Genomic DNA, 23,209 nt, shown 5'->3' with positions numbered 1-23,209 from the left:
TGTGCTCAGACCGGGGAAATATTAATGGCGGGCCTTATTCGGAAAAACGTGCTAAAAATTAAATCAGTGTTAAGTACAGGTTAACAATATGGCCATCGATCCCTCGCTGTATCCGTCTCTAGTGTGGTTTGTTCGTATAGCGCGTCACAGCAGCATTACTAAGGCGGCGGAGGAGGGGGAGGTATCACGCGCAGCCCTGTCGCAGCACCTGAAATCGCTGGAGCAGCAGCTGAATGTGCGGCTGCTGAATCGCAGTACGCGCAGCATGTCGCTTACCGAAGAAGGGCAGCGACTGTTTGACGTTCTCACCCCGGCCATCGAGTCTGTCGACCGGGCTGTCGCTGAGGTGGGGGAGTCGCAGGCAGAGCCGTCCGGGGTAATACGGATCAATACGTCGCGGGTGGCAGCCAGGTTATTGCTGGAGCCAAAGATGGAAACCTTCCTGGCGCGCTACCCCAAGTTAAAGTTGGAATTGGTCCTGGATGATGGCCTTTCCAATATCATTTCCAGTGGCATGGACGCAGGTATTCGCCTGGGGGAAAGTCTCGCGGAGCATATGGTGGCTGTGCCGGTAACACCGCCGATGTCGATGGCGATCGTCGGCTCCCCGGAGTATTTCGCCAAGCACGGCACTCCAGAAACGCCCGATGACTTGCTGCAGCACAACTGTCTCGCTTTTCGTTTTACTTCCAGTGGTGTCATCGACCGCTGGTCCTTCACGTCGCCCGATACTGACAGGCGCACACTGGTTTTCGAGCCGAAGGGCAATGGGGTGTTCAATGATGACGAAAGTATGCTGCGTGCTGCCATACATGGTGTGGGGCTGGTGCAGCACTTGGATCTTTGTGTACAGCAGTATCTTGCCGATGGTTCGCTGGTACGGGTGCTGGAAAGCTGGTGCAGGCCTTTTCCGGGGTTCTTTTTGTATGTGCCTTCGAGAGCGCAGATGCCGTCGAAGATTCGGGCTTTGATTGATTTTCTGGTTGAGCAGCGGGATGAATTTGGGAGTTAGTGGCAGCTGAATTAAGCGGAAACAGTACGTGCTAAATGAATCCACGTTTTGCGTTCGAAGATTTTGGGCTCTGTGAACAACGACCGTTCCTTTTCTGTTGAGGCATCTGTCTGAATGCCCAGCGGGGTAACATGGTATCTTCGCCGGCGACTCCTAGATTAGATACTTACAGGAGTATATAGATTCATCTGAGTCACTAGGCGATCTGTAATGGCGAGATTAGCGTGAGTCTGAGTTCCAATGAATGGTGCTGGTGACTCATATCGAGCTTGCGATTAGCATGGGTTATCAGGGTAGGTCTGAACGGAACAATTTCGATGAATTGTGGGGCTGGGCGATCAAAATTTAATTAATGCCGTGAGGCGTTGCTCCTACCCTAGATGAGGCTGTGATTTATATAGTGTTCGACCTGAGGGGAGTAATCTAGCGAGGATCCTGAAGAACGAAAGTCGCATAGGGCTGCAGGGATGTTGATGCGCGGCCTCGTACACGAAAGCTATGGAGAAAAAGGGTAGCGCGGGGATAGTGTATTGAGTAATGAAATAGAAGATAAGTTGCTAGCGAGCTTTTTAGAGTATTCGAAGGCTTTAATCGAAGCGATGCAAAAAAAACCTCCCAATGACGCGCCATCTGACCGTGATAGGGTTCGAATAATATTAGGTGAAAGCGTAATTTCCTTCGAAGAGCGGAAGGCAAGGAAGTTTAATCTTCCTGTGCAGACGGCCATAGATGAACAGAGGGCTGCCGGATATGCGCAAGAATTAGAGCGGTGCGCTAAGCTACATTTTGATCTAGAAGTGATGCCTCCACTGAAAATGAGTGACGGTGATGGGAATGCTATAGAAAACCCTACATTTGAACAGGCCAGAAGTTGGCTGATTATAAAGCTAGGCTTTCCGGTGGCCGCTGCTCTTGATTCCTCGGGTGTGGTTGAGTTTGAGGAGGAAGCATTAACGAAAAACTATCTAGATTACAGGGAAAGTTGGGCGGGAGAGGTTATAACTGAAGACATTATTATACCTATCCACAATGTCACCTTTGAATCCTTAGAATTTCCTATTTGTATCGATGATCGTCTGACTTTGAAGAAGGTCGACGACGATATGGCATTTGAATATTGGGATTCTCTTGTACGCTGGAGCCGCTTCCACGACCTTCATTCACTGGGTGATGCCAAAATCGCATTATGTGGTGAAGTAAATGACCTTACTAAAGAATTGCCTGAAATAAAAAGTTCAGCAGGTGGATTCATTACAGCCTTAAGGCTCCTAGCGGATGGGAGTGTAGGTGCCGCTGGGTGCATGCATCTACCCAGGTATATCGGTTTTATGGGTGGAGGTGGTGGAATCATTGATGAGTCAATCTCTGAGCCGTGGGGTGGGCGCAAGCTGGTTATTACCGACAGTTTGATTAGTGCAGCTAAAGGATTGTGCAGGAAAATTAAAATTCTTCAGGAGAAAGGCAGTTTATCGTCTCTAGAGACTGCGGTGAGGCGTTATAACATGTCTTATCAGAGAAAGCACTTTGAGGATAAAGTTATCGACTTAACCATTTCTTTAGAGTCTTCCGTGCTACACGGTGTGAAAGATGAGTTGAATTATAGGTTGGCCGTGCGCTGTTCTTCATTGTTGGCGAAAAAAATAAAGCCAGAAACTACTTTTAGTTTTGCTAAGTGTTTATACAGCCTGCGGAGTATCATTGTGCATCAAGGGATTATCCAGAAGGATGTCCAGTCTGCACCTGGGTCCGTTAAAAAAGTCTTTAAGAATTTTGAAGACGGTGGAGGCATGGATATGGCTGTAAGAATTGTAAGGGAGTCTGTTCTTGAACTCATCTACCTTGTGGAGGAAAAGGGTAGTCTTGATGCGGCGCTAAACTTTCTGGATGAAGATATAATATCGAAAATTGGCTGAATATTGCTCCGTCGATGAATTTCTCCGCTTGTTGAGCGTTTGAATATTGGAGTCAGAGTAAACTTTTGACGCTGGAACGATAACTGTGATGGCAGAGATATAAAGTTAGGCAAGGCTGGGCAATTTTTCCTAGTGTGCCTGCTGCTTTTGCGAGTAACTTCGTCAGAGAATGTAGTTGGGCTCTGTCAGCCCGTGATGGCGGGAGTGATTCGTCGCTGCGCTCCTCACCCCTGCGGGGCAGCCTGCGGCTGTCTTGATGCGCATGCGCGCATCGATCGAACCCGGCGCTGTAGCATTCCGCTCGCGACAGCTCGCCAAATTAAAAAGGCCCGTTACCTTGCGGTAACGGGCCTTTTTAATTTGGTGGAGATGGCGGGAGTCGAACCCGCGTCCGTCAGCACTCTGCCAGAGGCTCTACATGCTTAGATCCGCCTATTGATTTAGCTCTTTACAGCCCAGCGGGCAGGACGTTAAGAGCGAGCCTGAAAAAGTTTTAGGCCATCCACGTCAGGCACGCTTCAGGACGATCCAGTTCTGTATGACAGCCAGCAGCGCGGTACTGGAACCTTGCTGAAGGCCGCTAAGGGGCGAACCCTTAGTTAGTGCTTCACGGGCTGCTTACGCAGCCAGTTGGGCACCGTAGTTGTCGTCGTTGGCAACTAATAAAATGCAGCTTTGGATTTACGTGATTCGCTACCCTCACGGCATGCACCCATGGTTTCGCAACCAACGTCGAATCCAAGTCATCCCCAGAATCGGCGCAGCGAGCAGTGTCTGCAAGCTGGTCACTGAAACGCATTTGCGTGACGCGGAGTATACCTCAAGGTCTGTGGCCACCATAGGGTGGCGGTACAAATTTATGACCCTTTGGTTACCCGCGTTCAAACAGGGCGATGGATTCCACATGGGTAGTGTGGGGGAACATATCCATCACTCCTGCTTTGCTTAGACGATAGCCGCGCTGGATAAGTTCCGCGGTGTCCCGCGCCAGGGTAGCCGGGTTGCAGGACACGTAGACGATGCGCTGGGGGTTGAAGCGGGCGATGTTGCGCACCACTTCCAGCGCGCCGGTGCGGGGCGGGTCCAGCAGCACTTTGTCGAAGCCGCCGCGGGCCCAGGGGCTGTTGGAGAAGTCTGCGGTGAGGTCGGCGCCCTGGAAGCGTACGTTTTCGATCTGGTTGAGTTCGGCGTTTTCCCGCGCGCGCGCGGTCAGCTCGGTGGCGCCCTCGACACCAATGACTTCCTTTGCGCGCTTGGCCAGCGGCAGGGTGAAGTTGCCGAGGCCGCAGAAGAGGTCGAGTACGCGATCTTCTGGCTGTACTTCCAGCAGTTCGACCGCGCGGTGCACCATCTGGCGGTTGATGTCGAAGTTCACCTGTACGAAGTCCTGCGGGTGGAACTGCAGGGTGAGGTCGAACTCGGGCAGCTGGTATTGCAGGCGCGCGGGGCCGTCTGCCGGGTAGATTTTCTCGGCGGTGTCTTCTGCCTGCAGGTAGAGGTGCCAGTTGCGTTCACGCACGAACTGAATCAGCCGGGCGAGGTCCTGCTCCGGCAGTGGCTGCAGGTGGCGTACCACCAGTGCGACGGTGTCTTCGCCTATGGCTACCTCGATATGGGAGATATGCCGGCCCTGGTCACAGTCTTCGAGCAATTGCCGCAGCTGCGGTATCTGCGCGGAAAATTCGGCGGGCATCACCGGGCATTGCTGGATATCGGTGAGGTCGTTGGAACGCTTTTCCCGGAAGCCAAACAGTAACTGTCCACGACGGCCTTTTTCTCGACCGAAGCGCACGCCGATGCGGGCCTTGCGGCGGTAGCCGAAGCTGTCTGCGGTCAGCGGCGGTAGGACTTCCTCCGGGCTGGCATTGGCAAAGCGCTGCAGCTGGTCCAGCAGGATTTTTTCCTTGGCGGCGATCTGCGCGTCTGGCTGCATATGTTGCAGGGCGCAGCCGCCACAGAGTTCGAAGTGCGGGCAGGGCGGCTCCTGCCGTTCCGGCGCGCTTTCCAGGATCTCTGTGGCCACGGCGTCGTCGAACTTGGCGCGGTTGGCCAGGTAGCGGACCTTGACGGTCTCCCCGGGCAGGGCGTTATCCACAAACAGGGTCTTGCCCTGTAGCCGCGCGATACCGCGCACTTCGTGGCTGAGGGCGTCGATGGTGACCGTCGGCGTGCTCGTGGACGGTTTACCGCCGCGCTTTGGTGGCACGGGTTTACGGCTGCTGGTGGCAGTGCGGAACGGGGGGCGTTTGGATGGCATGGACTAATGGGTTCTGTTGTACAGCGGAAAGATCGCGCCAATGATAATCCGCGGCGGGCAGAAATGCGCGTTTACCGGGCAAGGGGGCGGATAGCAGGTCGGGAAATGAACGCGGAAGGGGGCAGGTGTGGGGAGGGGGAGAGGCGGCCGCAGGGTAACTGCGGCCGCGACAAATCAGAGCACGGTCTGGGCGAATGCGGCCAGGATCAGCAGCGGGCACGCGATGCGTACATACCAGGGCCAGATCTTCCAGAACACGGTCTGCTCGATATCCGGGTGGCCTTCCTTCAGTTCCATAAGTAGCTGGTCGCGATTCCAGATCCAGCCGGCGAAGACACACAGCACCACGCCGAGCAGCGGCTGGCCGTATTCGGTGGCGATGGAGATCACCAGGCCAAACAGGGCTTCGAAATTGAAGATGATCACCGTGCTGATGGCAAAAATGACCAGGCCCATCATCAGGGTGGCCGGGCGGCGCTTCATACCGAGGTTTTCGATGGTGAACGCGACCGGCACTTCCAGCATCGAAATGGACGAGGTCAGGGAGGCGATGACCATCAGCGCGAAAAACGCGATGGCAACGAAGTGCCCAGAGGTGCCCATGGTTTCGAACATGGCGGGCAGTACCTGCAGGATCAGGCCGGGACCGGCGATCAGTTCTCCGGCTTCGGAGTAGATCTGGGTGCCGGCTTCCTGGGCGACATACATGGCGGGCAGGATCAGCAGGCCGGCGGTAAACGCGATACCCACGTCGATCAGGGTTACCAGGGCGCCGAGGCGCGGCAGGCTTTCCTGTTTGCTCAGGTAGGAACCGTAGATCAGCATGGTGCCGACACCGAGAGACAGGGAGAAGAAGGCCTGGCCCATGGCGGAGAGCAGCAGCTGTGGTGACAGCTTGCTGAAGTCCGGGATCAGATAGGCCTCGAGGCCCTTCATGGCGCCGGGCTGGAACAGCACGTAAGCAATCAGCATCAACAGCAGGATAATCAGCGCCGGCATCAGCAGGGTGGACCAGCGCTCGATCCCTTTCTCCACACCACTGGCAATAATCAGCATGGTGAGGCCGCTGAAAATCGCGGTGAAGGTAAAGTTGCGCGCGGTGCTGTCGCCGGTCAGCCACGCTGCGGTCTCGCTGGCGCCGAACAGGTTGGCGAAGGGATCGGCCAGGTGGGCAACCATCCAGCCGGCCACAATGGCGTAGAAACTGAGAATCAGTGAGGCCACCAGAATACCGCCAAAGCCGGCAATGGTACCCACGCCGCGGCTGACCGGGCCGGTGGCGATACCGCGCAGGGCCTGCACCATATTGCGTCGGGCGTAGCGGCCGATGGAGAGCTCGGCCATCAGCACCGGGTAGGCGAGCATAAAGGCCAGCAGCAGGTAGACGACCACAAAAGCGGCACCGCCATTGGCGGCCACGTTGGTGGGGAAGCCCCAGATATTACCGAGGCCGACGGCAGAGCCGGCGGCGGCCATCAGGAAGCCGAAGTTGGAACTGAACTGTCCTCGCGGAGCACTCATGCTAAATCTCGTCGTTATTCTTCTGTATTGGTTTGCCTTGTAGGAGCCTGCTTGCAGGCAAATTGCAAGCAGGCTCCTACGGTGGGGTTCTGATCCGCTATCAGCGGTGGTCAGTGCGCACCAGGCGTTGTTTCTCGCGGTTCCAGTCCCGCTCTTTCTCGGTCTCGCGCTTGTCGTGTGAGGCTTTACCCTTGGCCAGCGCGATCTCGCACTTGATCAGGTGTTGTTTCCAGTAGAGCGCGGTACACACGCAGGCGTAACCCTTCTGGTTGACCGCGGCCACCAGCTTGGCGATCTCGCGCTTGTTCAACAGCAGGCGACGGGTGCGGTCAGGCTCGGTCACAAAATGTGTGGAGGCACTGGCCAACGGCTGGATGCGGGAACCCAGCAGCCAGGCCTGACCGTCCTTGAACAGTACATAGCTGTCGGTGAGCTGGGCCTTGCCTTCGCGGCAGGATTTGACTTCCCAGCCCTGCAGTTCCAGGCCAGCCTCAAACTTCTCCTCGATAAAATAATCGTGTTTCGCTTTCTTGTTGAGCGCGATGGTGTTTGAGGCCGGTGCCTTTTTCTTTTTTGCCATAGATACAACTTAAATAAGATTCAGCAGGCTGGTATTGAAGAACTTCAACAGCACGGTGTTGATGAATACCACCAGCAGGATCGCCGGGATAAAGGTTCCGAGGGCGAAGTTTACATATTTTTGCGACAGCGAGCCGGCGAAGCTGCTGTCACCTTCCTGAAGCTCCCGGTCGAAGTTGGCCTTCTTCCATTTGTAAATCACGAAGATACAGACCAGGAAACCGTTGAGGGGCAGTATGGTGTCGTAAAACACGATTTCTACCAAGTCGAAGAAGGATTTGTTGGCGCCACCGATACTGACGAGCTCCGTCAACGGCGCGGCCATACCAAAGGACATGGCGCAGGCGGCGGCCAGAATAAACTGGATCGCGGCAATGGTATAGATCGCCTTTTTGCGGCTCATGCCGCGCTCGTCGCGCAGGGTCGCCACGGGAACTTCGATGATGGACACCAGCGAAGTCAGTGCGGCCACAAACACCAGGAAGAAGAAGGTGGCGGCCACGATGCTGGCGCCAATGTACCCAATGCTGTCCTGCAGCGACAGGAAGATTTTGGGCAGGAACAGGAAGATCATGCCGGCCGAGGAGTCACTGAGCGTTGCCGGGTCGATCTGCGGGTTGAAGTGGAAGATGCTGGGCAGGATCAGCAGGCCCGCAGTAAAGGCAACCAGGGTATCGGTCAGGGCGACGGCCTTGGCGGAGCCGGGGATCGAATCCCGTTTCTTCATATAAGAGCCGTAGGTAATCATGATGCCCATACCGAGGGACAGGGAGAAGAACGCCTGTGCCATCGCTTTGCTGATCACTTCCGGAGAGATCTTGGCGAAGTCCGGGATCAGGTAGTACTTGAGCCCGAGTACTGCATTCTCACGGGTCAGTACGAACAGCACCAGTACCACCAGCATGACAAACAGGATTGGCATCAGGGTCTTGGCGGCCCGTTCGATACCATCTCTAACGCCCATGGCGAGCACGCCGTTGATGATGAGCATCAGAGCGACGAGATAGACAAACACGGCTTTGGAATTAATAAAGGCGCCGAAGTGCGCCTCAGTGGTCAGCCCGGTCAGGTTGCCCTTAAAGATCTCCACCAGGTAGCCCAGGACCCAGACGGTTACCACCATATAGAAGACTGCGATCATGAAGGGCGTAAACAGCGCCATCCAGCCGGGGATACGCCACAGGCGCGAGCCACCGGAGAGCTGGCGGTAGGCACCTACCGGGTCTTTGTCGGACTTACGGCCCAGTGCCAGCTCGGCCATCATCACCGGGAGGCAGATCAGAAACACAAACAGGGCATACACGAGGAGGAATGCGCCGCCGCCACTCTTGGTGGCCGCCACGGGGAACGAAACGAGGTTGCCGATACCCACTGCGGAGCCGGCTGCAGCCAGGATGAACCCGATACGGGAACCAAAATGTTCTCTTGGAGCGGACATATTTTTCTCACTTGCCTGTTATTCTTGTCGCCAGAGTGCGCTGATCGGGCGGCGTGGCCGCTCCGTCAGTAATAGACCGATTGTTGCAGGAATTACCCGCCTTGAGTAGCGTCGCTGTCCAAAATGGCCTTTTGCCACACAGGATAGGCAATAAAAGCGCTCAAGTCGGGCAAGGTTTGATCAATGACAAAAATTGAACGTAGCGCGCTGGTGATGTTCAGCGCGGAACAAATGTTCGACCTGGTAAACGACGTGGCGAGCTACCCCCAGTTCCTGCCCGGATGCCGCGGCGCTGAAATCCTTCAGCAGGATGAACACACACTGGAAGCGCGGCTGGATCTGGCGCGCGCAGGGATAAGCCAGAGCTTTATCACCCGCAATAGCTTGCAGCGCCCGGCGCGCATGGACCTGACCCTGGTAGACGGCCCGTTTAGCGAGTTCAATGGCGCCTGGACGTTTACGCCATTGGCAGATAACGCCTGCAAAGTGGCGTTTGCCCTGAGTTTCAGTGCCAGGAACCGTCTCATTGGTGCCGCCGCGGGCAAACTGTTCAGTGGCATTGCCAACCAGATGGTGGACGCCATGTGCGAGCGGGCCAAGCAGATTTATGGAGTTGCTTCATGACCAACCAGAAAACCATTGCCGTGGAAGTGGTGTATGCATTGCCACACGAACAGCGCCTGATCAGTATGCTGGTGGAGCCGGGTACTACCGCGCTGCAGGCGCTGGCGCTGTCGGGTATCCCCAAGGAGTATCCGGAGGTCGATCCGCAAACGGTCAAGCTTGGCATTTTCGGGCAGGCGCTGGGGACCAAGGGGCTGGCTGTGGCGTCGGAGTATGTTTTGCAGCCGGGAGACAGGGTGGAGGTATACCGCCCGCTGATCGCAGACCCCAAAGAGGCGCGCAAGCAGCGGGCAGAAAAAGCGAAGCGGCAGGCCCGGGAGAGCGGGGCCGAATAGTTTACGCCTTAGCGCGGCCAGCCGGCGGGTTGCCAGTCACCGCTGGTGGCAATCAGCAGTTCACCGTTGAAGTACACGGTAAAGCGCTTCTGGGTCTCTTCACCCTTGGGGCTGCGCACGCGATTGATGTAGTCCCAGCGGTTTGGGTTGAAGGTATCTTCAACCAGGGGAGTACCCAGTACGAAGCGTACCTGGCGACGGGTCATGCCCGGCTTCAGTTGATCCACCATTTCCTGGGTAATGATATTGCCCTGTTGTACCTCGATACGGTGTACGCCGGGGAATTTTAACAGGCCACAGCCGCCGATCAGGCCAACAAGGCCGGCGATAGCGAGAATTCTTACAACTGATGGCATTGATTGCTCCATCTTGAATTTTTATTTCGATCCAACATTGTCCGGAACAGCGTAGCTTCTGTACTTGCCCGCCGACACCGTCGTCGGGCTTGCAGGAACCGTCAGCTCAGCGCTCCCTAGGACAGCGCCCCCCGCGAAAGGTGCCGAAGATCCGGCCAAGTTTCCCCTTTCAGAGCGTTTTGTGACCAATCAGCCGCGGTGGCCTGATTGAAAAGTGGGGTTCCGCTGCCTTCACTGTGCGTGGATAATACCCGAACTGTCCGCCAGCCGACAGGCGCGGACCAATGAATACGAGCATACACCCGGAAAGTAATTACCCATGTCGAATGAAAATCAGGAACTGCGTAAAGCAGGCCTCAAAGTCACCCTACCGCGAGTCAAAATCCTGCAGCTGCTGGAAAGCGCCAACGAGCAGCACCTGAGTGCGGAAGATGTGTACAAGATGCTGCTGGAGGCGGGAGAAGATGTGGGACTGGCTACCGTCTACCGGGTGCTGACCCAGTTTGAAAGTGCGGGCCTGGTGATGCGCCACAACTTTGATGGTGGCCACTCGGTGTTCGAGCTGGACCGTGGCGACCACCACGATCATATGGTGTGCACCGATTCCGGCAAGGTTATCGAGTTCCACAATGAGAAGATCGAAGAGCTTCAGCACCAGATCGCCGAAGAACACGGCTATGAGCTGACCGGGCACAGCCTGGTGCTTTATGTGAAGAAGAAAGAAAGCTGATTATTCAGTGATCAAAAAAGGGTGGCCTCGGCCACCCTTTTTCGTTTTCAGTATTAGTGCGCGATAACGAGCTACGTGCAATCGTTTAAATTGGTGCAGTGTAGTCATCCGGGTACTTGCCGACCTTGCTGGCATAAAAAGCCCCAAACCGCGCCAGCTCTTTGGCCAGGTTCTCACCCATCTCCATCACCGGCCCCAGGCCCGCTTCCTTCTTGGAAAAGTCGATAAAACCACACACCACCGGCACTGCGGCACCGCGGGCAATGTGGTAAAAGCCGGTTTTCCAGCGCTCGGCGCGGCCGCGGGTGCCCTCTGGCGGTACCGCGATCACCAGCTCTTCACGCTCGTTGTACTGGTTTACCGTGGCTTCCACCAGGTTGTTGGCTTTACTGCGATCCACCGCGATACCGCCAAACCAGCGCATGGTATGGCCGAGGGGAAATTTGAACAGCTTGTCTTTGCCCATCCACTGCGGGTTCACCTTCAGCTTAAGCGCCGCGAGTATGAAAAAGTAGCCGTCCCAGTTGGAGGTGTGCGGCGCTGCCAGAAGTACGTACTTTTTCAGCTTGAGTGCGCGCTCGTCGGCTACGACTTTCCAGCCGTGCAGCTTCAGCAGCAGTCGTGCGACCAGGCGCAGGGCGGGCGTGAGGATGGGGGTGTTGAAGATGGTAATTTGCATGCTGTAACCGAATTAACTGCTTTCCGGGAGTGTAGCCCCGGGATCCTGAACGAAGGCGCGGCAGTATAAAGTGAATCTACTGCCGCTTTCGGTCAATTTCGGTCTGTAGCAGGTATTACAGGTGGTTTTTCTGTGACCGCTCAGGCACGGCTCAGCATTTCCTCGGCGTGGGCCAGAGACTGTGGCGTAGGTTCGCCGCCCAGCATGCGGGCAACTTCCGTGCTGCGCTCTGCGTCCTTGAGTTCACGCAATGCGACGAACGCTGCTTCGCCATCGCTGTGCTTCTCCACCAGGTACTGGCGGTGGGCACGGGCCGCGACCTGGGCGAGGTGAGTGACGCAGATGACCTGGCCGCGCTCCCCCAGTTGCCGCAAAAGGCGACCAACAACATCGCCGGTGGCGCCGCCGATGCCCACATCCACTTCATCGAACACGAGAGTGGGGGTGCGGGAGGTTTGCGCGGTAACCACCTGGATCGCCAGGCTGACCCGGGACAGTTCGCCACCGGAGGCAATCTTGCCCAGCGCGCGCGGGGGCTGTCCGGGGTTGGTGGAAATCAGTATTTCCACTTCTTCAAGTCCAGTAGCCGTGGGCTTCTCCAGCGCAGTAAGTGCCAACTCTACGCGGGCATGGGGCATGGCCAGGTCCGCCAGCTGGGCGTTCACCGCGTCTGCGAGTTTCCGGGCGGCCGCAGTACGCTGCTTTGTCAGTTTGGCGGCGCTTTTGCGGAACTGCTGTTCCAGTCGTTCACATTCGGCGGCCAGCTTGTCGAGCGCGTCAGGCGCGCCGATTTCATCCACCTCCTGTTGCCACTGCTGCTGCAGCTCGGGCAGTTGATCCGGTTGTACCCGGTGCTTGCGGGCGATGGAATAGATCGCGGACAGGCGCTCTTCCACCTCAGCCAGGCGTTCCGGGTCCATTTCAAAGCGGTCAATATGGCGCGACAGGGTTCCCGCGGCTTCGTCGATCTGGATGCGCGCGCTGTCGAGCATCTGCGCTACCTCGACCAGCGCCGGGCTCTGCTCCGGCATGGCACTGACCAGTTGCAGGGCGCGATGCATCTGTTCTGCGATATCGCCCTCACCGCCATTCAGCAGTGCCGCCAGTTGGTAGCTGCCACTCAGGATATCGCCGGCGTTGGCCAACTGGCGCTGTTCGCTTTCCAGCTCTTCAAGCTCGCCGGGTCTCAGTGCCAACTGGTCCAGCTCTTCCAGCTGGTACTCCAGCAGGTGGCGGCGGGCCTGGGTTTCTTCGGCACTGTCTGCCAGCTTGCGGTAGCGGCGGTACTGGTCCTGCCAGGTCTTGAAGTGAATACGCACTTCGGCGCCCAGCGCCTCGGCGTGGGCATACTCGTCCAGCAGGCGACGATGGGTTTCCTTCTTCAGCAGCGACTGGTGCTCGTGCTGGCTGTGGATATCGATCAGTTGTTCGCCCAGGGTACGCAGCTGCAGCAGGGTTACCGGCTGGCCGTTGATATAGGCCCGTGAGCGCCCGTCGGCACTGATGGTGCGGCGCAGGATTACTTCGCGGCCGGCGTCCATCTCCTGCTCTTCGAGCCAGTCGCGCGCTTCCTGGTGAGCGCTGACATCGAAGGTAGCGTGAATGTCCGCGCGAGTGGCACCGGCGCGCACGAGCTCCGCATTGCCACGGTCGCCGAGGGCGAGTCCGAGCGCATCCAGGGTGATGGATTTACCGGCGCCGGTCTCCCCGGTAAGGGTGCTGGTGCCAGGACCGAATTCCAGCTCCAGCTGGTCGACCAGGGTGAACTGGCTGATAGACAGATGCAGCAACATAAGAAAATAGCTTCTATGGCCATTCGAGTAGTGGTTGTTTATACAGTATTTGGCGCCGGGCTTTCAATAACTGCGGGGCTGAATGTGCCCCGGTTGGCGAATCGCGGAGCTGGCAGGGGCACATTACCCTGCCTTCAGGAGCACATGTGAAGCGGTAATGGCGGTTGTTACTTGAAGTGCGCAGGGCCGCCCCCATATAGCTGAGCATCACCAGATCCAGCGCCCTGCGGGCTCTGGATCAACTAATTCGACTTTATTGGCAGTAGCCCACGGACACAGACGGAGACAGCAGTGGCCAAAGAGCGCAGCGAAGAAGAGCAGATCGAGACCGGCGAGCAGGCCGCAGAAGTAGAGAGCCCGAGTGCTGAAGAGCAGCACGCCGCGGAAGAAGCTCTGCATGAGGAATTGGCGGGCGAGAGTGCGCAGGAAGCGGAGATCGCGTCCCTGCACCAGCAGCTGGCTGAGCACAAAGACATGGTGCTGCGCGCCCAGGCAGATGTGCAGAACGCACGTCGCCGCGCCCAGCAGGATGTGGAAAAGGCCCACAAATTTGGCGTTGAGAAACTGATCAAGGATCTGCTGCCGGTAGTGGACAACCTTGAGCGAGCCATTGCCACCATCGACAGCGAACACGAAGCGCACAAAGCGGTTGTGGAAGGTATCGAGCTGACCCAGAAGTCTTTTATCGACACCCTGACCAAGTCCGGCGTGGAAGTGATCGACCCGGCAGGCGAGCCCTTCGACCCCGAACTGCACCAGGCCATGGCTCAGGTACCCAACGGCGACGTCGAGCCGAATACCGTGCTGGAGGTGTTCCAGAAAGGTTATCGCCTGAACGGCCGCCTGGTACGTCCGGCGATGGTCGTCGTCAGCAAGGCGCCATGATTCAGTTTGCTGCAATTCATCCATGAATTGCAGCAAAGACACCCGCTGCGGCACATGTCCGCACCGGGCTCCCGCAAATCAACGACAAGCGTTGTTTTGCGAGCGGCACTTCCCTGTGCCGCTATAGAAACGAGATTTGTAGGTACTGCCCTTGAAAACCAAACGGCGGCACCAATATAAGCAGCAACCGAATACAAACGTGCGCAGCCAGGACAGATTCCGGCGCGCGGTAAAGTGAGGAATAGAACCAATGGGAAAAATCATCGGCATCGACCTGGGTACCACCAACAGCTGTGTGGCGGTACTGGACGGCGACAAGGCACGTGTAATCGAGAACGCTGAAGGCGATCGTACTACGCCTTCCATCGTTGCATTCACTGACGACAGCGAAGTACTGGTAGGCCAGTCCGCCAAGCGTCAGGCGGTGACCAACCCGACCAACACCCTGTTTGCGGTAAAGCGCCTGATCGGCCGCAAGTTCAAAGACGACGTTGTGCAGAAAGACATCAAAATGGTGCCTTACTCCATCGTTGAAGCCGACAACGGCGACGCCTGGGTAGAAGCGAAGGGCGACAAGAAAGCACCGCCGCAGATCTCTGCCGAAGTGCTGAAAAAGATGAAGAAAACCGCGGAAGACTTCCTCGGTGAGAAAGTGGACGCCGCAGTCATCACCGTACCGGCCTACTTCAACGACTCCCAGCGCCAGGCCACCAAAGACGCCGGCCGCATCGCCGGTCTGGACGTAAAGCGCATCATCAACGAGCCGACCGCGGCTGCGCTGGCTTACGGCATGGACAAGGCTGGTGGTGACCGCACCATCGCGGTATACGACCTGGGTGGTGGTACCTTCGATATCTCCATCATTGAAATCGCCGACGTCGATGGCGAGAAGCAGTTTGAAGTACTGTCCACCAACGGTGACACCTTCCTCGGTGGTGAAGACTTCGACCTGCGCCTGATCGACTACCTGGCCGAGCAGTTCAAGAAAGAGCAGGGCATCGACCTGAAAGGCGATCCCCTGGCCATGCAGCGCCTGAAAGAAGCGGGCGAGAAAGCCAAGATCGAGCTGTCCTCCAGCCAGCAGACCGAAGTGAACCTGCCGTACATCACCGCAGACGCCACTGGTCCGAAGCACCTGGTTGTAAAACTGACTCGCGCCAAGCTCGAAAGCCTGGTGGAAGACCTGGTAACCCGCTCCCTGGAGCCGGTAAAAATTGCCCTGCAGGACGCAGACCTGTCTGCTTCCGGTATCGACGAAGTGATTCTGGTGGGCGGCCAGACCCGTATGCCGCTGGTACAGCAGAAAGTAACCGAGTTCTTCGGCAAAGAGCCGCGTAAAGACGTGAACCCGGACGAAGCGGTCGCCGTTGGTGCAGCGATTCAGGGTGCGGTTCTGGGCGGTGACGTGAAAGACGTACTGCTGCTGGACGTAACTCCGCTGACCCTGGGTATCGAAACCATGGGTGGCGTTGCGACTCCGCTGATCGACAAGAACACCACCATCCCGACCAAAAAGTCCCAGGTGTTCTCCACCGCGGACGACAACCAGACCGCTGTGACCATTCACGTGGTACAGGGTGAGCGCAAGCAGGCGGCACAGAACAAGTCCCTGGGTCGTTTCGACCTGGCCGACATCCCGCCGGCGCCGCGCGGCATGCCGCAGATCGAAGTGACCTTCGATATCGATGCCAACGGTATCCTGCACGTGCACGCCAAAGACAAGGCGACTGGTAAAGAGCAGTCCATCGTGATCAAGGCCTCTTCCGGTCTGTCCGATGACGAGATCGAAAAAATGGTTCAGGACGCCGAGGCCAACGCCGAAGCGGACAAGCAGTTCGAGGAGCTGGTAACCACCCGCAACACCCTCGACGGCCTGATCTCTGCCACCAAGAAGACTCTGGAAGAAGCCGGTGACAAGGCGACTGCGGAAGAAAAGTCCGCGATCGACGCAGCCCTGGCGGAAGCGGAAGAAGCCGTGAAAGGCAACGACAAGGCCGCCATGGAAGCCGCCACCACCAAGCTGACCGAAGCCTCTGGCCCGGTAGCTCAGAAGATGTACGCGGAGCAGGCCCAGGCCGGTGAAGCGGCAGCGGAACAGGCCGAACAGGCCCAGTCCGGTGGTGACGACGCAGTGGACGCTGAGTTCGAAGAAGTCAAAGAAGACAAGAAAGAAGACAAGTAAGCGCTTGCTTGCAATCTAACCCCGTAGGAGCCTGCTTGCAGGCGAACCGCCACAGGCGCTTCATTCGCCTGCAAGCAGGCTCCTACAGGGTGATATAAAAAGGCGCGGGGGTTTGATACGGCTCTCGCGCCTTATGCAGTTTAAATAGAACACACAGAGTTATGTCCAAACGCGATTACTACGAAGTCCTCGGTGTAGCCAAGGGCGCGGACGAAAAAGAACTGAAAAAAGCCTACCGTCGGGTAGCCATGAAGTTCCACCCGGACCGCAACCCAGACGACAAAGAGGCGGAGAACAAATTCAAGGAAGCCAACGAGGCCTACGAAGTCCTTTCTGACGCACAGAAACGCGCAGCATACGACCAGTTTGGCCATGCGGGTGTCGACGGGCAGGCTGGGCACGGTGGTGCCGGTGGCTTCGGCGGCTTCTCCGATATCTTCGGTGATGTGTTTGGCGATATCTTTGGTGGCGGTGCCGGTGGCGGCCGCCGTGGACCACAGCGCGGTTCCGACCTGCGCTATGACCTGGAGCTGGATCTGGAAGACGCGGTGCGCGGCACCACGGTCAAGATCAAGGTACCGACCCTGGCCAACTGCGGCACCTGCCACGGTTCCGGCGCCAAGGCCGGCTCCCAGCCGCAAACCTGTGGTACCTGTGGTGGCGCCGGTCAGGTGCGCATGCAGCAGGGCTTCTTCTCTGTACAGCAGGCCTGCCCCAACTGTCGTGGGCGCGGCACTGTCATCAGTGATCCCTGCACCAGCTGTCACGGCCGTGGCCGCGTAGAGGAAACCAAGACCCTGTCGGTCAAGGTGCCGCCGGGCGTAGACACTGGTGACCGTATTCGTCTCGCCGGCGAAGGTGAAGCCGGACCGGACGGCGGGCCTGCCGGTGACCTGTACGTGCAGGTGATGGTGCGCGAGCACGACCTGTTCCAGCGCGACGGCAAGAACCTGTATTGCGAAGTACCGATCAGTTTCGTGACCGCGGCGCTCGGTGGCGAGATGGAAGTGCCGACCCTCGACGGCAAGGTCAAACTCAAGATCCCGGCGGAGAGCCAGACTGGCAAGCTGTTCCGCCTGCGCGGCAAGGGCGTAACCCCGGTACGCGGCGGTGCTCCCGGCGACCTGCTGTGTCGTGTCGTGGTGGAGACCCCGGTTAACCTGACTTCCAAGCAGAAAGAGCTGCTGGAAGAGTTTGCCGGTACCCTGAGTGAAAAGAAAAATTCACCGCGTCAGACCGGCTGGTTTGAAGGGGTGAAGAACTTCTTTGGTGATATGAAGCTCTGATTCTGAAAGCGTTGGCTGTGAATTGAAGCGATAAAAAACCCGGGATTTTCCCGGGTTTTTTTATATCACTTGTCCAGGAGCTTTTTGCGGAACCCCTCGTGGAACTCCTGCTGGATCTTTTTCAGTTCGGCCAGCTGTTCCGGATTGAGTATTTTGACCAGCTCCGCCCGTGTGGCTGCACGGATCGCGATGAACTTCGCATCGATCTCTTCCTTCTGCTGTTCGCTCAGGTCCGGCTTTTTATCGGGCTCAAAGCCGTATTCCTTCAGTACGGCGATCTTGCGCTCAAAGTTCTTCTCGAGAATCGGCACGGCCTTGTCTTCCTGCTCCGGGGTGAGCTTCAGTCGCAGGCTGACCCAGTCATTGATGTCGGCATATTTTTCCCAGAAGTCGTCGCTTAATTCCTCACTTTCGGCCGCATTTCCAGTGGAAACGATGCTAAACAGGAGGAGGGCGCACAGCGCGGCAGAGAAAGAGGACCAGAATGGTTCGCGGGCTTCGGCGTGCATGCTTGGCGCTCCAATCAACTTGATACTGAAAGCCTAGACGACGGATCCGCTGGCGCAAGAAGCACCGGCCAGTCATTCGCACTGCGGGACAATTCCGGTAAATCCGCAAGGACCGAGTATTCTCCTGTAACGGATACGATGTAGAATCCGCGCCTTTCGCCGCCAAGTGGCCGCCAGGGCTCCCGTGCGGTGATCAACCGTATTCAGTCGCCGGAATCAGGAGGAAGTGCGATGACAGTAAAAGTGGCAGTAACCGGTTTTGGCGGGCGTATGGGGCGGGCTCTGGCGGAGGCCCTGAAGCAGGCCCAGGAGACTGGGAAGGCCGAGTTGTCGGCGGCGATCGTGCGTCCGGGATCGAGCCTGGTCGGAGCGGATGCCGGCGAAGTGGCCGGCCTTGGCCGCAATGGCATCGCGATTGTCGATAGCCTTGAGCAATCCGACTTTGATGTGCTGATCGATTTCACCGCACCCCAGGCGACGATCGAAAACGCGGCCTACTGTGCCGAACACGGCAAGGCCATTGTGATCGGTACTACCGGTTTCACGCCTGAGGAGAAGACCGAGATGTTGAGTGCGGCGGACAAGACGCCACTGTGCTTCGCCTCCAATTTTTCGACCGGCGTAAACCTGTGCTTTAACCTGCTCGAAACGGCCGCGCGCGTACTGGGCGACGACGTGGATATTGAAATTGTCGAAGCGCACCACCGCCATAAGGTCGATGCGCCCTCTGGCACCGCACTCAGCATGGGCGAAGTCGTGGCCGATACACTGGGACGGGACCTTGCCAAGGTGGCAGTTTACGGCCGCGAAGGCCAGACTGGAGCGCGAGCGCGTGAAACGATCGGCTTTGCGACGGTGCGCGGCGGCGATGTGGTTGGTGAGCACACGGTGTCATTTTTTGCCGACGGCGAGCGAGTGGAAATTACCCACAAGGCGAGCAGTCGTCTGGCGTTTGCCCGCGGCGCAGTACGCGCGGCGGTTTGGTTAAATGGTCGCGCAGCGGGACATTACGATATGCGCGACGTACTGGCGCTCAAATAAGAAACGCCATTTTTTCTTCAGGAGTTCAGGTTGGACAAAAAAATCATTGTTGGCAGTGAGGAGTGGTGCGCATTCCCCGGTCTTGGCATTCCTGCGATCAAGGCGCGTGTGGACTCAGGCGCTAAGACATCCTGTCTGCACGCCTATAACATCCAGACATTCACTCGCAATGGTGAGCCGTGGGTAAGTTTTGAGGCGCACCCGCTGCAGAACCTGCGTCGCCCGCGGGTGCGTTGCGAGGCGCGGGTACTGGATCGCCGTACGGTGCGGAGTTCATCCGGCGACTCGGAAAAGCGTATCGTGATCAAGACCGGCCTGAGTATCGGTGGCAGCGTCTGGGATATCGAGCTCACGCTGACCAATCGCGACTCCATGGGCTACCGCATGCTGCTCGGCCGTGAGGCGATGATGGGGCGTATGCTGGTGGATCCGTCTGAGAGTTTCTGTCTTGGGGAAATGCCGCCCAGCCAGCTCGAAGAATACTACCGGGATGAGCACCATATCGCTGGTACCGGCCTGCGTATCGGCGTACTGGCTTCCAACCCGGATCTGTACAGCAATCAGCGCATCATGGAAGCCGGGGCCGAGCGCGGCCACCGTATGACGTTCCTGAACATTCGCCAGTGCTATATGAAACTGGATGCCGCGGAGCCGGAGGTGCATTACCGCGACGGGCGCATTCTCAACAATCTGGATGCGGTCATTCCGCGGATTCGCCCCAGCCAGACGTTTTATGGCTGCGCGCTGACCCGCCACTTTGAAAGCATGGGGGTATATGCACTGAACGGTTCCCAGTCGATCAGCCAGTCGCGGGACAAGCTCTACTCTCTGCAGCTGCTGCAGGAAGGCGGGCTGAATATTCCGATCTCGGGTTTTGCAAACTCGCCGATGGATACCAATGAGCTGATTGAAATGGTGGGCGGCGCGCCGCTGATCGTGAAGCTGCTGGAAGGTACCCAGGGCCGTGGGGTGGTATTGGCGGAAACGCGTAAAGCGGCGGAATCCGTGATCAATGCGTTCAAATCCCTGAAAGTGAACTTGCTGGTGCAGGAGTTTATTCGCGAGGCCCAGGGCAAGGATCTGCGCCTGTTTGTGGTGGATGGCAAAGTATTTGCCGCAATCCAGCGCGAAGCGGCACCGGGTGAGTTCCGTGCCAATATCCATCAGGGTGGCACGGCGTCGGTAGTGAAGATTCTGCCGGAAGAGCGCAAGCTGGCGATCAAGGCGGCCAAGGTGCTGGGGCTGAAAGTGGCGGGAGTGGATATCATCCGTTCCAAAAAAGGGCCGCTGCTGCTGGAAGTGAACTCCTCTCCGGGCCTCGAAGGGATCGAAAGCGCCACGCGCAAGGATGTGGCCGGCTCCATGATTATGGCGATCGAGAAGGCGCTGAAATGGCATCCTACTGTTGGTGGTGTTGAGCAGAGCGAGTAACGCCTGTTCGAGTCGCCATACTGCTCATATGACTGATGTGGTTGTGGGCGAAGGTGTTGGTACCGGGTGCGGTCTTGCGAGACCTTCCGCGAGAGGGGCCGAAGGCGCCGCGAATACATGGAGCGGCTGGGCCACCTCGCGGAAGAGCCCCCATGGATGTGTTAAGGGGGGGCGCCTAGCTCGTGTCTCGCAAGACCGCACCCGGTAGCGACACCGCCACAGAGCGATCGAGGTGGCGTTGAATCCGCAAGGGGCGATGCTTTTAATTTGGCGCACACCTGCCGTTAAGCCATTGGTGGCTCGGCGGTAGCGGTACTAATCTTGTTGGGCCTCGTCCCGGTAACGGAAAGCGTTATCGGCGCGGGGCCCAGCAGTTGGTAACCGCCAGACATGTCTATATTCAGATTCCCAAATCCCAATCCGCGCCAGGCCGCATCCGGACAAATCGGGTGCCTCATGGGTGCTTCCCTGTTATTCCTGTGTTTCCTCATCTTGCCCGCAAAAGCGCTTGCCGGGCAGGTTTCCGATACCGACACCGGCCGCCAGGTGATGGTGGACTACATCGTCCACTTTGCGCATCACGTGCAATGGCCCATTGAGGTGTTCAATGGCACTGGCGCACCGTTTCGAATTTGCCTGATGGGCGAAGTTGAAGTGGCCGCGCTACTGATCGAGCGTATGCAGCACCGACGTATCCAGGGGCGGATGGTGGCCGTCGAGAAAATTAGCAAGGGTGAAATAATGCGCGCCCGTAGCTGCCAGATCGTCGTCATGGGCGGTATGGACCATGTGCACCTGGCTGAAGTGGTCACCGCACTGGAATTTTTCCCGGTGCTCACGATCAGTGATGAATCCCGCTTTGCCGTGCTTGGGGGGATGATCGAGTTTGCCGGCAGCGGTGCCAGCATGGCGCTTCAGCTTAACAAGACCCGCCTGGATCGGGCAGAACTGAAGGTCGGTAACAGCCTGTTTCGACTCAGCCGTCAGGTGAGTCTGGAGGGTCGCCCCTGATTGCGTAGTTGACGCATATTTATACTGGCGGTCGCGGCCGTTTTCCCGTAGAATCTGCGCCCGGCTTGGAAAGGTCCCACCGTAGTCGCCCGCGCCAATTTTGCGTAACTAATTTGAGGTTAACGCAATGGCCATAGATGCAGGGCCCGTGGCTTTCCCGCCCCGTTTTTAGTGCCGGCGGCAATTGCCGGCCAAACAGTGAGAGCCCCTAGGCCGATCCGAGATTGGTTAACCCAGGAAGCCTTTGCTTGTTAGCTTTGAGAACCGCGCGTGAAGAATTTTATAAGAAGCGAGATGAAGCAGAAGTTTCATCTCGCTTTTTTATAAGAGGCACCCGGTAAAAAGTTACAGGTGCAACCGCAGCCCAGGCTGTGCACTCACCCCGCCCGAGAGCCGTTCTGACGACTGGAGATTGAATTGAACAACGCTGTTCCCACGCCGGAATCCCTGATGCCCAGCACTACCCCGGCTTTGCTGGTGCTCGCCGATGGCAGTGAATTTCACGGCCGAGCCATTGGTGCTGAAGGTTCAACCGTTGGCGAGGTGGTTTTCAACACCTCCATGACCGGGTATCAGGAAATCCTGACTGACCCGTCATATGCCCGCCAGATCGTTACCCTGACTTATCCACATATCGGCAACACTGGCACCAACAGTGAAGACGAAGAGTGCTCTGACATCTGGGCTGCCGGTCTGGTTATCCGCGACCTGCCGCTGCTGGCCAGCAGCTTCCGTAGCGAGCAGTCGCTGGAAGACTACCTCAAGGCACGCAATATCGTCGGCATTGCCGACATCGATACCCGCCGCCTGACCCGCATCCTGCGCGATAAAGGCGCCCAGAGCGGCTGCATTGTTGCCGGTGAGAACATCGACAAGGAAGCCGCACTGGCCAAGGCCCGCGAATTTGCCGGCCTCAAGGGCATGGATCTGGCCAAGGTCGTTTCCACCAAAGAGAAGTACGACTTCAATGAAGGCACCTGGGAGCTGGGCCAGGGGCACAAGCCCGCGCCGGCGGCACAGCCTCACAAAGTCGTGGCCTACGATTTCGGCGTGAAGCGCAATATCCTGCGCATGCTGGTGGATCGTGGCTGCAGCATCACTGTAGTACCGGCGGAAACTCCGGCTTCTGAAGTGCTGGCAATGAATCCGGATGGCGTATTCCTGTCCAACGGCCCCGGCGACCCCGAGCCCTGCGACTACGCGATTGCGGCGATCAAGGAAATCCTCGGTACCGGTTTGCCGGTATACGGTATCTGCCTGGGCCACCAGCTTCTGGGCCTGGCGGTAGGCGCCAAGACTGCGAAGATGAAATTCGGCCACCACGGTGGCAACCACCCAGTGCAGGACCTCGGTAGCAGCAAGGTGATGATCACCGCGCAGAACCACGGTTTCGCAGTGGATGAAGCGTCCCTGCCGGAGAATGTGGAAGTTACCCACAAGTCGCTGTTTGACGGCACCCTGCAAGGCATTCGCCTGAAGGACAAACCAGCGTTCAGCTTCCAGGGACACCCGGAAGCGAGCCCTGGCCCGCACGATGTGGCGCCGCTGTTCGATCAATTCATCGAAATGATGGAAGCGCGTCGCTAAGCGAAGCTCTCTCCCGCGTAGGAGCCTGCTTGCAGGCGAA

20 protein-coding genes, 1 other RNA gene and 1 pseudogene are annotated in these 23,209 nt (G+C 57.6%); 13 read left to right on the top strand and 9 right to left on the bottom strand.

The window, feature by feature from the left end:
- Positions 1–88 precede the first annotated feature (88 nt).
- Both LC093_RS06590 and LC093_RS06585 read left to right on the top strand, forming a co-directional pair.
- The gene (locus tag LC093_RS06590) at positions 89–1,012 is read left to right on the top strand and encodes a LysR family transcriptional regulator (RefSeq protein WP_226663422.1); all 924 of its coding nucleotides are present in this window, start codon (positions 89–91) and stop codon (positions 1,010–1,012) included.
- Between the two features lie 530 nt (positions 1,013–1,542).
- Positions 1,543–2,925 (top strand): HEPN domain-containing protein, encoded by a 1,383-nt coding sequence (locus tag LC093_RS06585; RefSeq protein WP_226663420.1) that lies wholly within the window; start codon positions 1,543–1,545, stop codon positions 2,923–2,925.
- 361 nt (positions 2,926–3,286) lie between these two features.
- On the opposite strand, the gene ssrA is transcribed toward LC093_RS06585, so the two are convergent.
- The 5 genes from ssrA to LC093_RS06560 all read right to left on the bottom strand — a co-directional run bounded on the left by ssrA (position 3,287) and on the right by LC093_RS06560 (position 8,720).
- Positions 3,287–3,676, bottom strand: a transfer-messenger RNA (tmRNA) gene (gene ssrA / locus LC093_RS06580).
- 120 nt (positions 3,677–3,796) lie between these two features.
- On the bottom strand, positions 3,797–5,182 hold the full coding sequence (gene rlmD, locus LC093_RS06575) for a 23S rRNA (uracil(1939)-C(5))-methyltransferase RlmD (RefSeq protein WP_226663418.1): 1,386 nt from the start codon (positions 5,180–5,182) through the stop codon (positions 3,797–3,799).
- 174 nt (positions 5,183–5,356) lie between these two features.
- On the bottom strand, positions 5,357–6,703 hold the full coding sequence (locus LC093_RS06570; protein WP_226663416.1) for a sodium-dependent transporter: 1,347 nt from the start codon (positions 6,701–6,703) through the stop codon (positions 5,357–5,359).
- A gap of 100 nt (positions 6,704–6,803) precedes the next feature.
- Positions 6,804–7,283: an SsrA-binding protein SmpB gene (gene smpB, locus LC093_RS06565; protein ID WP_226663415.1), complete on the bottom strand. Its 480-nt coding sequence runs from the start codon at positions 7,281–7,283 to the stop codon at positions 6,804–6,806.
- Positions 7,284–7,292: 9 nt separating this feature from the next.
- Positions 7,293–8,720 carry a sodium-dependent transporter gene (locus LC093_RS06560; RefSeq protein WP_226663413.1) on the bottom strand — a complete coding sequence of 476 codons (1,428 nt, stop codon included), beginning with the start codon at positions 8,718–8,720 and terminating at the stop codon, positions 7,293–7,295.
- 183 nt (positions 8,721–8,903) lie between these two features.
- Between LC093_RS06560 and LC093_RS06555 the strand changes: the two genes are divergently transcribed.
- Positions 8,904–9,344, top strand: a complete 441-nt coding sequence (locus LC093_RS06555) for a type II toxin-antitoxin system RatA family toxin (protein WP_226663410.1) — start codon at positions 8,904–8,906, stop codon at positions 9,342–9,344.
- Positions 9,341–9,679, top strand: coding sequence for an RnfH family protein (locus LC093_RS06550; protein WP_226663408.1), 339 nt, complete (start codon positions 9,341–9,343; stop codon positions 9,677–9,679). The genes LC093_RS06555 and LC093_RS06550 overlap by 4 nt, the downstream gene beginning before the upstream one ends.
- Positions 9,680–9,687: 8 nt before the next feature.
- Here LC093_RS06550 and LC093_RS06545 read toward each other — a convergent pair whose 3' ends face one another.
- Positions 9,688–10,035 (bottom strand): outer membrane protein assembly factor BamE, encoded by a 348-nt coding sequence (locus LC093_RS06545; RefSeq protein ID WP_226663400.1) that lies wholly within the window; start codon positions 10,033–10,035, stop codon positions 9,688–9,690.
- 319 nt (positions 10,036–10,354) lie between these two features.
- On the opposite strand from LC093_RS06545, the gene fur reads away from it, so the two are divergent.
- Complete coding sequence (gene fur / locus LC093_RS06540) at positions 10,355–10,765, top strand: ferric iron uptake transcriptional regulator (protein ID WP_226663398.1); 411 nt, start codon at positions 10,355–10,357, stop codon at positions 10,763–10,765.
- Between the two features lie 85 nt (positions 10,766–10,850).
- Here fur and LC093_RS06535 read toward each other — a convergent pair whose 3' ends face one another.
- Positions 10,851–11,444 (bottom strand): 1-acyl-sn-glycerol-3-phosphate acyltransferase, encoded by a 594-nt coding sequence (locus LC093_RS06535; protein ID WP_226663397.1) that lies wholly within the window; start codon positions 11,442–11,444, stop codon positions 10,851–10,853.
- A gap of 140 nt (positions 11,445–11,584) precedes the next feature.
- Positions 11,585–13,237: a DNA repair protein RecN gene (gene recN, locus LC093_RS06530; protein WP_226663396.1), complete on the bottom strand. Its 1,653-nt coding sequence runs from the start codon at positions 13,235–13,237 to the stop codon at positions 11,585–11,587.
- A gap of 291 nt (positions 13,238–13,528) precedes the next feature.
- Between recN and grpE the strand changes: the two genes are divergently transcribed.
- The 3 genes from grpE (at position 13,529) to dnaJ (ending at position 17,590) form a co-directional block, all read left to right on the top strand.
- Entirely contained in the window at positions 13,529–14,122 is a 594-nt protein-coding gene (gene grpE / locus LC093_RS06525; RefSeq protein ID WP_226663395.1) for a nucleotide exchange factor GrpE, read from the top strand.
- 250 nt (positions 14,123–14,372) lie between these two features.
- Positions 14,373–16,304, top strand: coding sequence for a molecular chaperone DnaK (gene dnaK, locus LC093_RS06520; protein WP_226663394.1), 1,932 nt, complete (start codon positions 14,373–14,375; stop codon positions 16,302–16,304).
- A gap of 161 nt (positions 16,305–16,465) precedes the next feature.
- Entirely contained in the window at positions 16,466–17,590 is a 1,125-nt protein-coding gene (gene dnaJ / locus LC093_RS06515) for a molecular chaperone DnaJ (RefSeq protein WP_226663393.1), read from the top strand.
- A 65-nt stretch (positions 17,591–17,655) separates the two neighbouring features.
- Here dnaJ and LC093_RS06510 read toward each other — a convergent pair whose 3' ends face one another.
- Positions 17,656–18,099 (bottom strand): hypothetical protein, encoded by a 444-nt coding sequence (locus LC093_RS06510; RefSeq protein ID WP_226663392.1) that lies wholly within the window; start codon positions 18,097–18,099, stop codon positions 17,656–17,658.
- Between the two features lie 231 nt (positions 18,100–18,330).
- Between LC093_RS06510 and dapB the strand changes: the two genes are divergently transcribed.
- The 5 genes and pseudogenes from dapB (at position 18,331) to carA (ending at position 23,169) form a co-directional block, all read left to right on the top strand.
- Positions 18,331–19,140: a 4-hydroxy-tetrahydrodipicolinate reductase gene (gene dapB, locus LC093_RS06505; RefSeq protein WP_226663391.1), complete on the top strand. Its 810-nt coding sequence runs from the start codon at positions 18,331–18,333 to the stop codon at positions 19,138–19,140.
- A gap of 30 nt (positions 19,141–19,170) precedes the next feature.
- Positions 19,171–19,572 (top strand): annotated as a pseudogene (locus tag LC093_RS06500) (ATP-dependent zinc protease); the annotation flags it as partial.
- 84 nt (positions 19,573–19,656) lie between these two features.
- A complete protein-coding gene (gene rimK / locus LC093_RS06495; protein ID WP_226663822.1) occupies positions 19,657–20,571 on the top strand; it encodes a 30S ribosomal protein S6--L-glutamate ligase in 915 nt (304 codons plus the stop codon).
- 456 nt (positions 20,572–21,027) lie between these two features.
- Complete coding sequence (locus LC093_RS06490) at positions 21,028–21,582, top strand: YfiR family protein (protein ID WP_226663390.1); 555 nt, start codon at positions 21,028–21,030, stop codon at positions 21,580–21,582.
- Positions 21,583–22,032: 450 nt separating this feature from the next.
- Positions 22,033–23,169, top strand: coding sequence for a glutamine-hydrolyzing carbamoyl-phosphate synthase small subunit (gene carA, locus LC093_RS06485; RefSeq protein ID WP_226663821.1), 1,137 nt, complete (start codon positions 22,033–22,035; stop codon positions 23,167–23,169).
- Positions 23,170–23,209: the final 40 nt, after the last annotated feature.

It is taken from the genome of Microbulbifer aggregans, from assembly GCF_020524005.1.
In the GTDB taxonomy this organism is placed as follows: Bacteria; Pseudomonadota; Gammaproteobacteria; order Pseudomonadales; family Cellvibrionaceae; genus Microbulbifer; species Microbulbifer aggregans_A.
The sequence above is the reverse complement of the archived record's forward strand: the minus strand, read 5'-3'. Positions and strand labels throughout refer to the sequence as shown.

Excerpts from the sequence above, each read along its gene's own strand:
- LC093_RS06545 (WP_226663400.1), bottom strand. The coding sequence starts at position 10,035 with ATGCCATCAGTTGTAAGAATTCTCGCTATCGCCGGCCTTGTTGGCCTG.
- LC093_RS06510 (WP_226663392.1), bottom strand. The coding sequence starts at position 18,099 with ATGCACGCCGAAGCCCGCGAACCATTCTGGTCCTCTTTCTCTGCCGCG.
- dnaJ (WP_226663393.1), top strand. The coding sequence starts at position 16,466 with ATGTCCAAACGCGATTACTACGAAGTCCTCGGTGTAGCCAAGGGCGCG.
- LC093_RS06490 (WP_226663390.1), top strand. The coding sequence starts at position 21,028 with ATGGGTGCTTCCCTGTTATTCCTGTGTTTCCTCATCTTGCCCGCAAAA.
- rlmD (WP_226663418.1), bottom strand. The coding sequence starts at position 5,182 with ATGCCATCCAAACGCCCCCCGTTCCGCACTGCCACCAGCAGCCGTAAA.
- recN (WP_226663396.1), bottom strand. The coding sequence starts at position 13,237 with ATGTTGCTGCATCTGTCTATCAGCCAGTTCACCCTGGTCGACCAGCTG.
- dnaK (WP_226663394.1), top strand. The coding sequence starts at position 14,373 with ATGGGAAAAATCATCGGCATCGACCTGGGTACCACCAACAGCTGTGTG.
- fur (WP_226663398.1), top strand. The coding sequence starts at position 10,355 with ATGTCGAATGAAAATCAGGAACTGCGTAAAGCAGGCCTCAAAGTCACC.
- LC093_RS06535 (WP_226663397.1), bottom strand. The coding sequence starts at position 11,444 with ATGCAAATTACCATCTTCAACACCCCCATCCTCACGCCCGCCCTGCGC.
- smpB (WP_226663415.1), bottom strand. The coding sequence starts at position 7,283 with ATGGCAAAAAAGAAAAAGGCACCGGCCTCAAACACCATCGCGCTCAAC.
- LC093_RS06560 (WP_226663413.1), bottom strand. The coding sequence starts at position 8,720 with ATGTCCGCTCCAAGAGAACATTTTGGTTCCCGTATCGGGTTCATCCTG.
- carA (WP_226663821.1), top strand. The coding sequence starts at position 22,033 with ATGCCCAGCACTACCCCGGCTTTGCTGGTGCTCGCCGATGGCAGTGAA.
- LC093_RS06555 (WP_226663410.1), top strand. The coding sequence starts at position 8,904 with ATGACAAAAATTGAACGTAGCGCGCTGGTGATGTTCAGCGCGGAACAA.
- LC093_RS06570 (WP_226663416.1), bottom strand. The coding sequence starts at position 6,703 with ATGAGTGCTCCGCGAGGACAGTTCAGTTCCAACTTCGGCTTCCTGATG.
- LC093_RS06550 (WP_226663408.1), top strand. The coding sequence starts at position 9,341 with ATGACCAACCAGAAAACCATTGCCGTGGAAGTGGTGTATGCATTGCCA.
- LC093_RS06590 (WP_226663422.1), top strand. The coding sequence starts at position 89 with ATGGCCATCGATCCCTCGCTGTATCCGTCTCTAGTGTGGTTTGTTCGT.
- dapB (WP_226663391.1), top strand. The coding sequence starts at position 18,331 with ATGACAGTAAAAGTGGCAGTAACCGGTTTTGGCGGGCGTATGGGGCGG.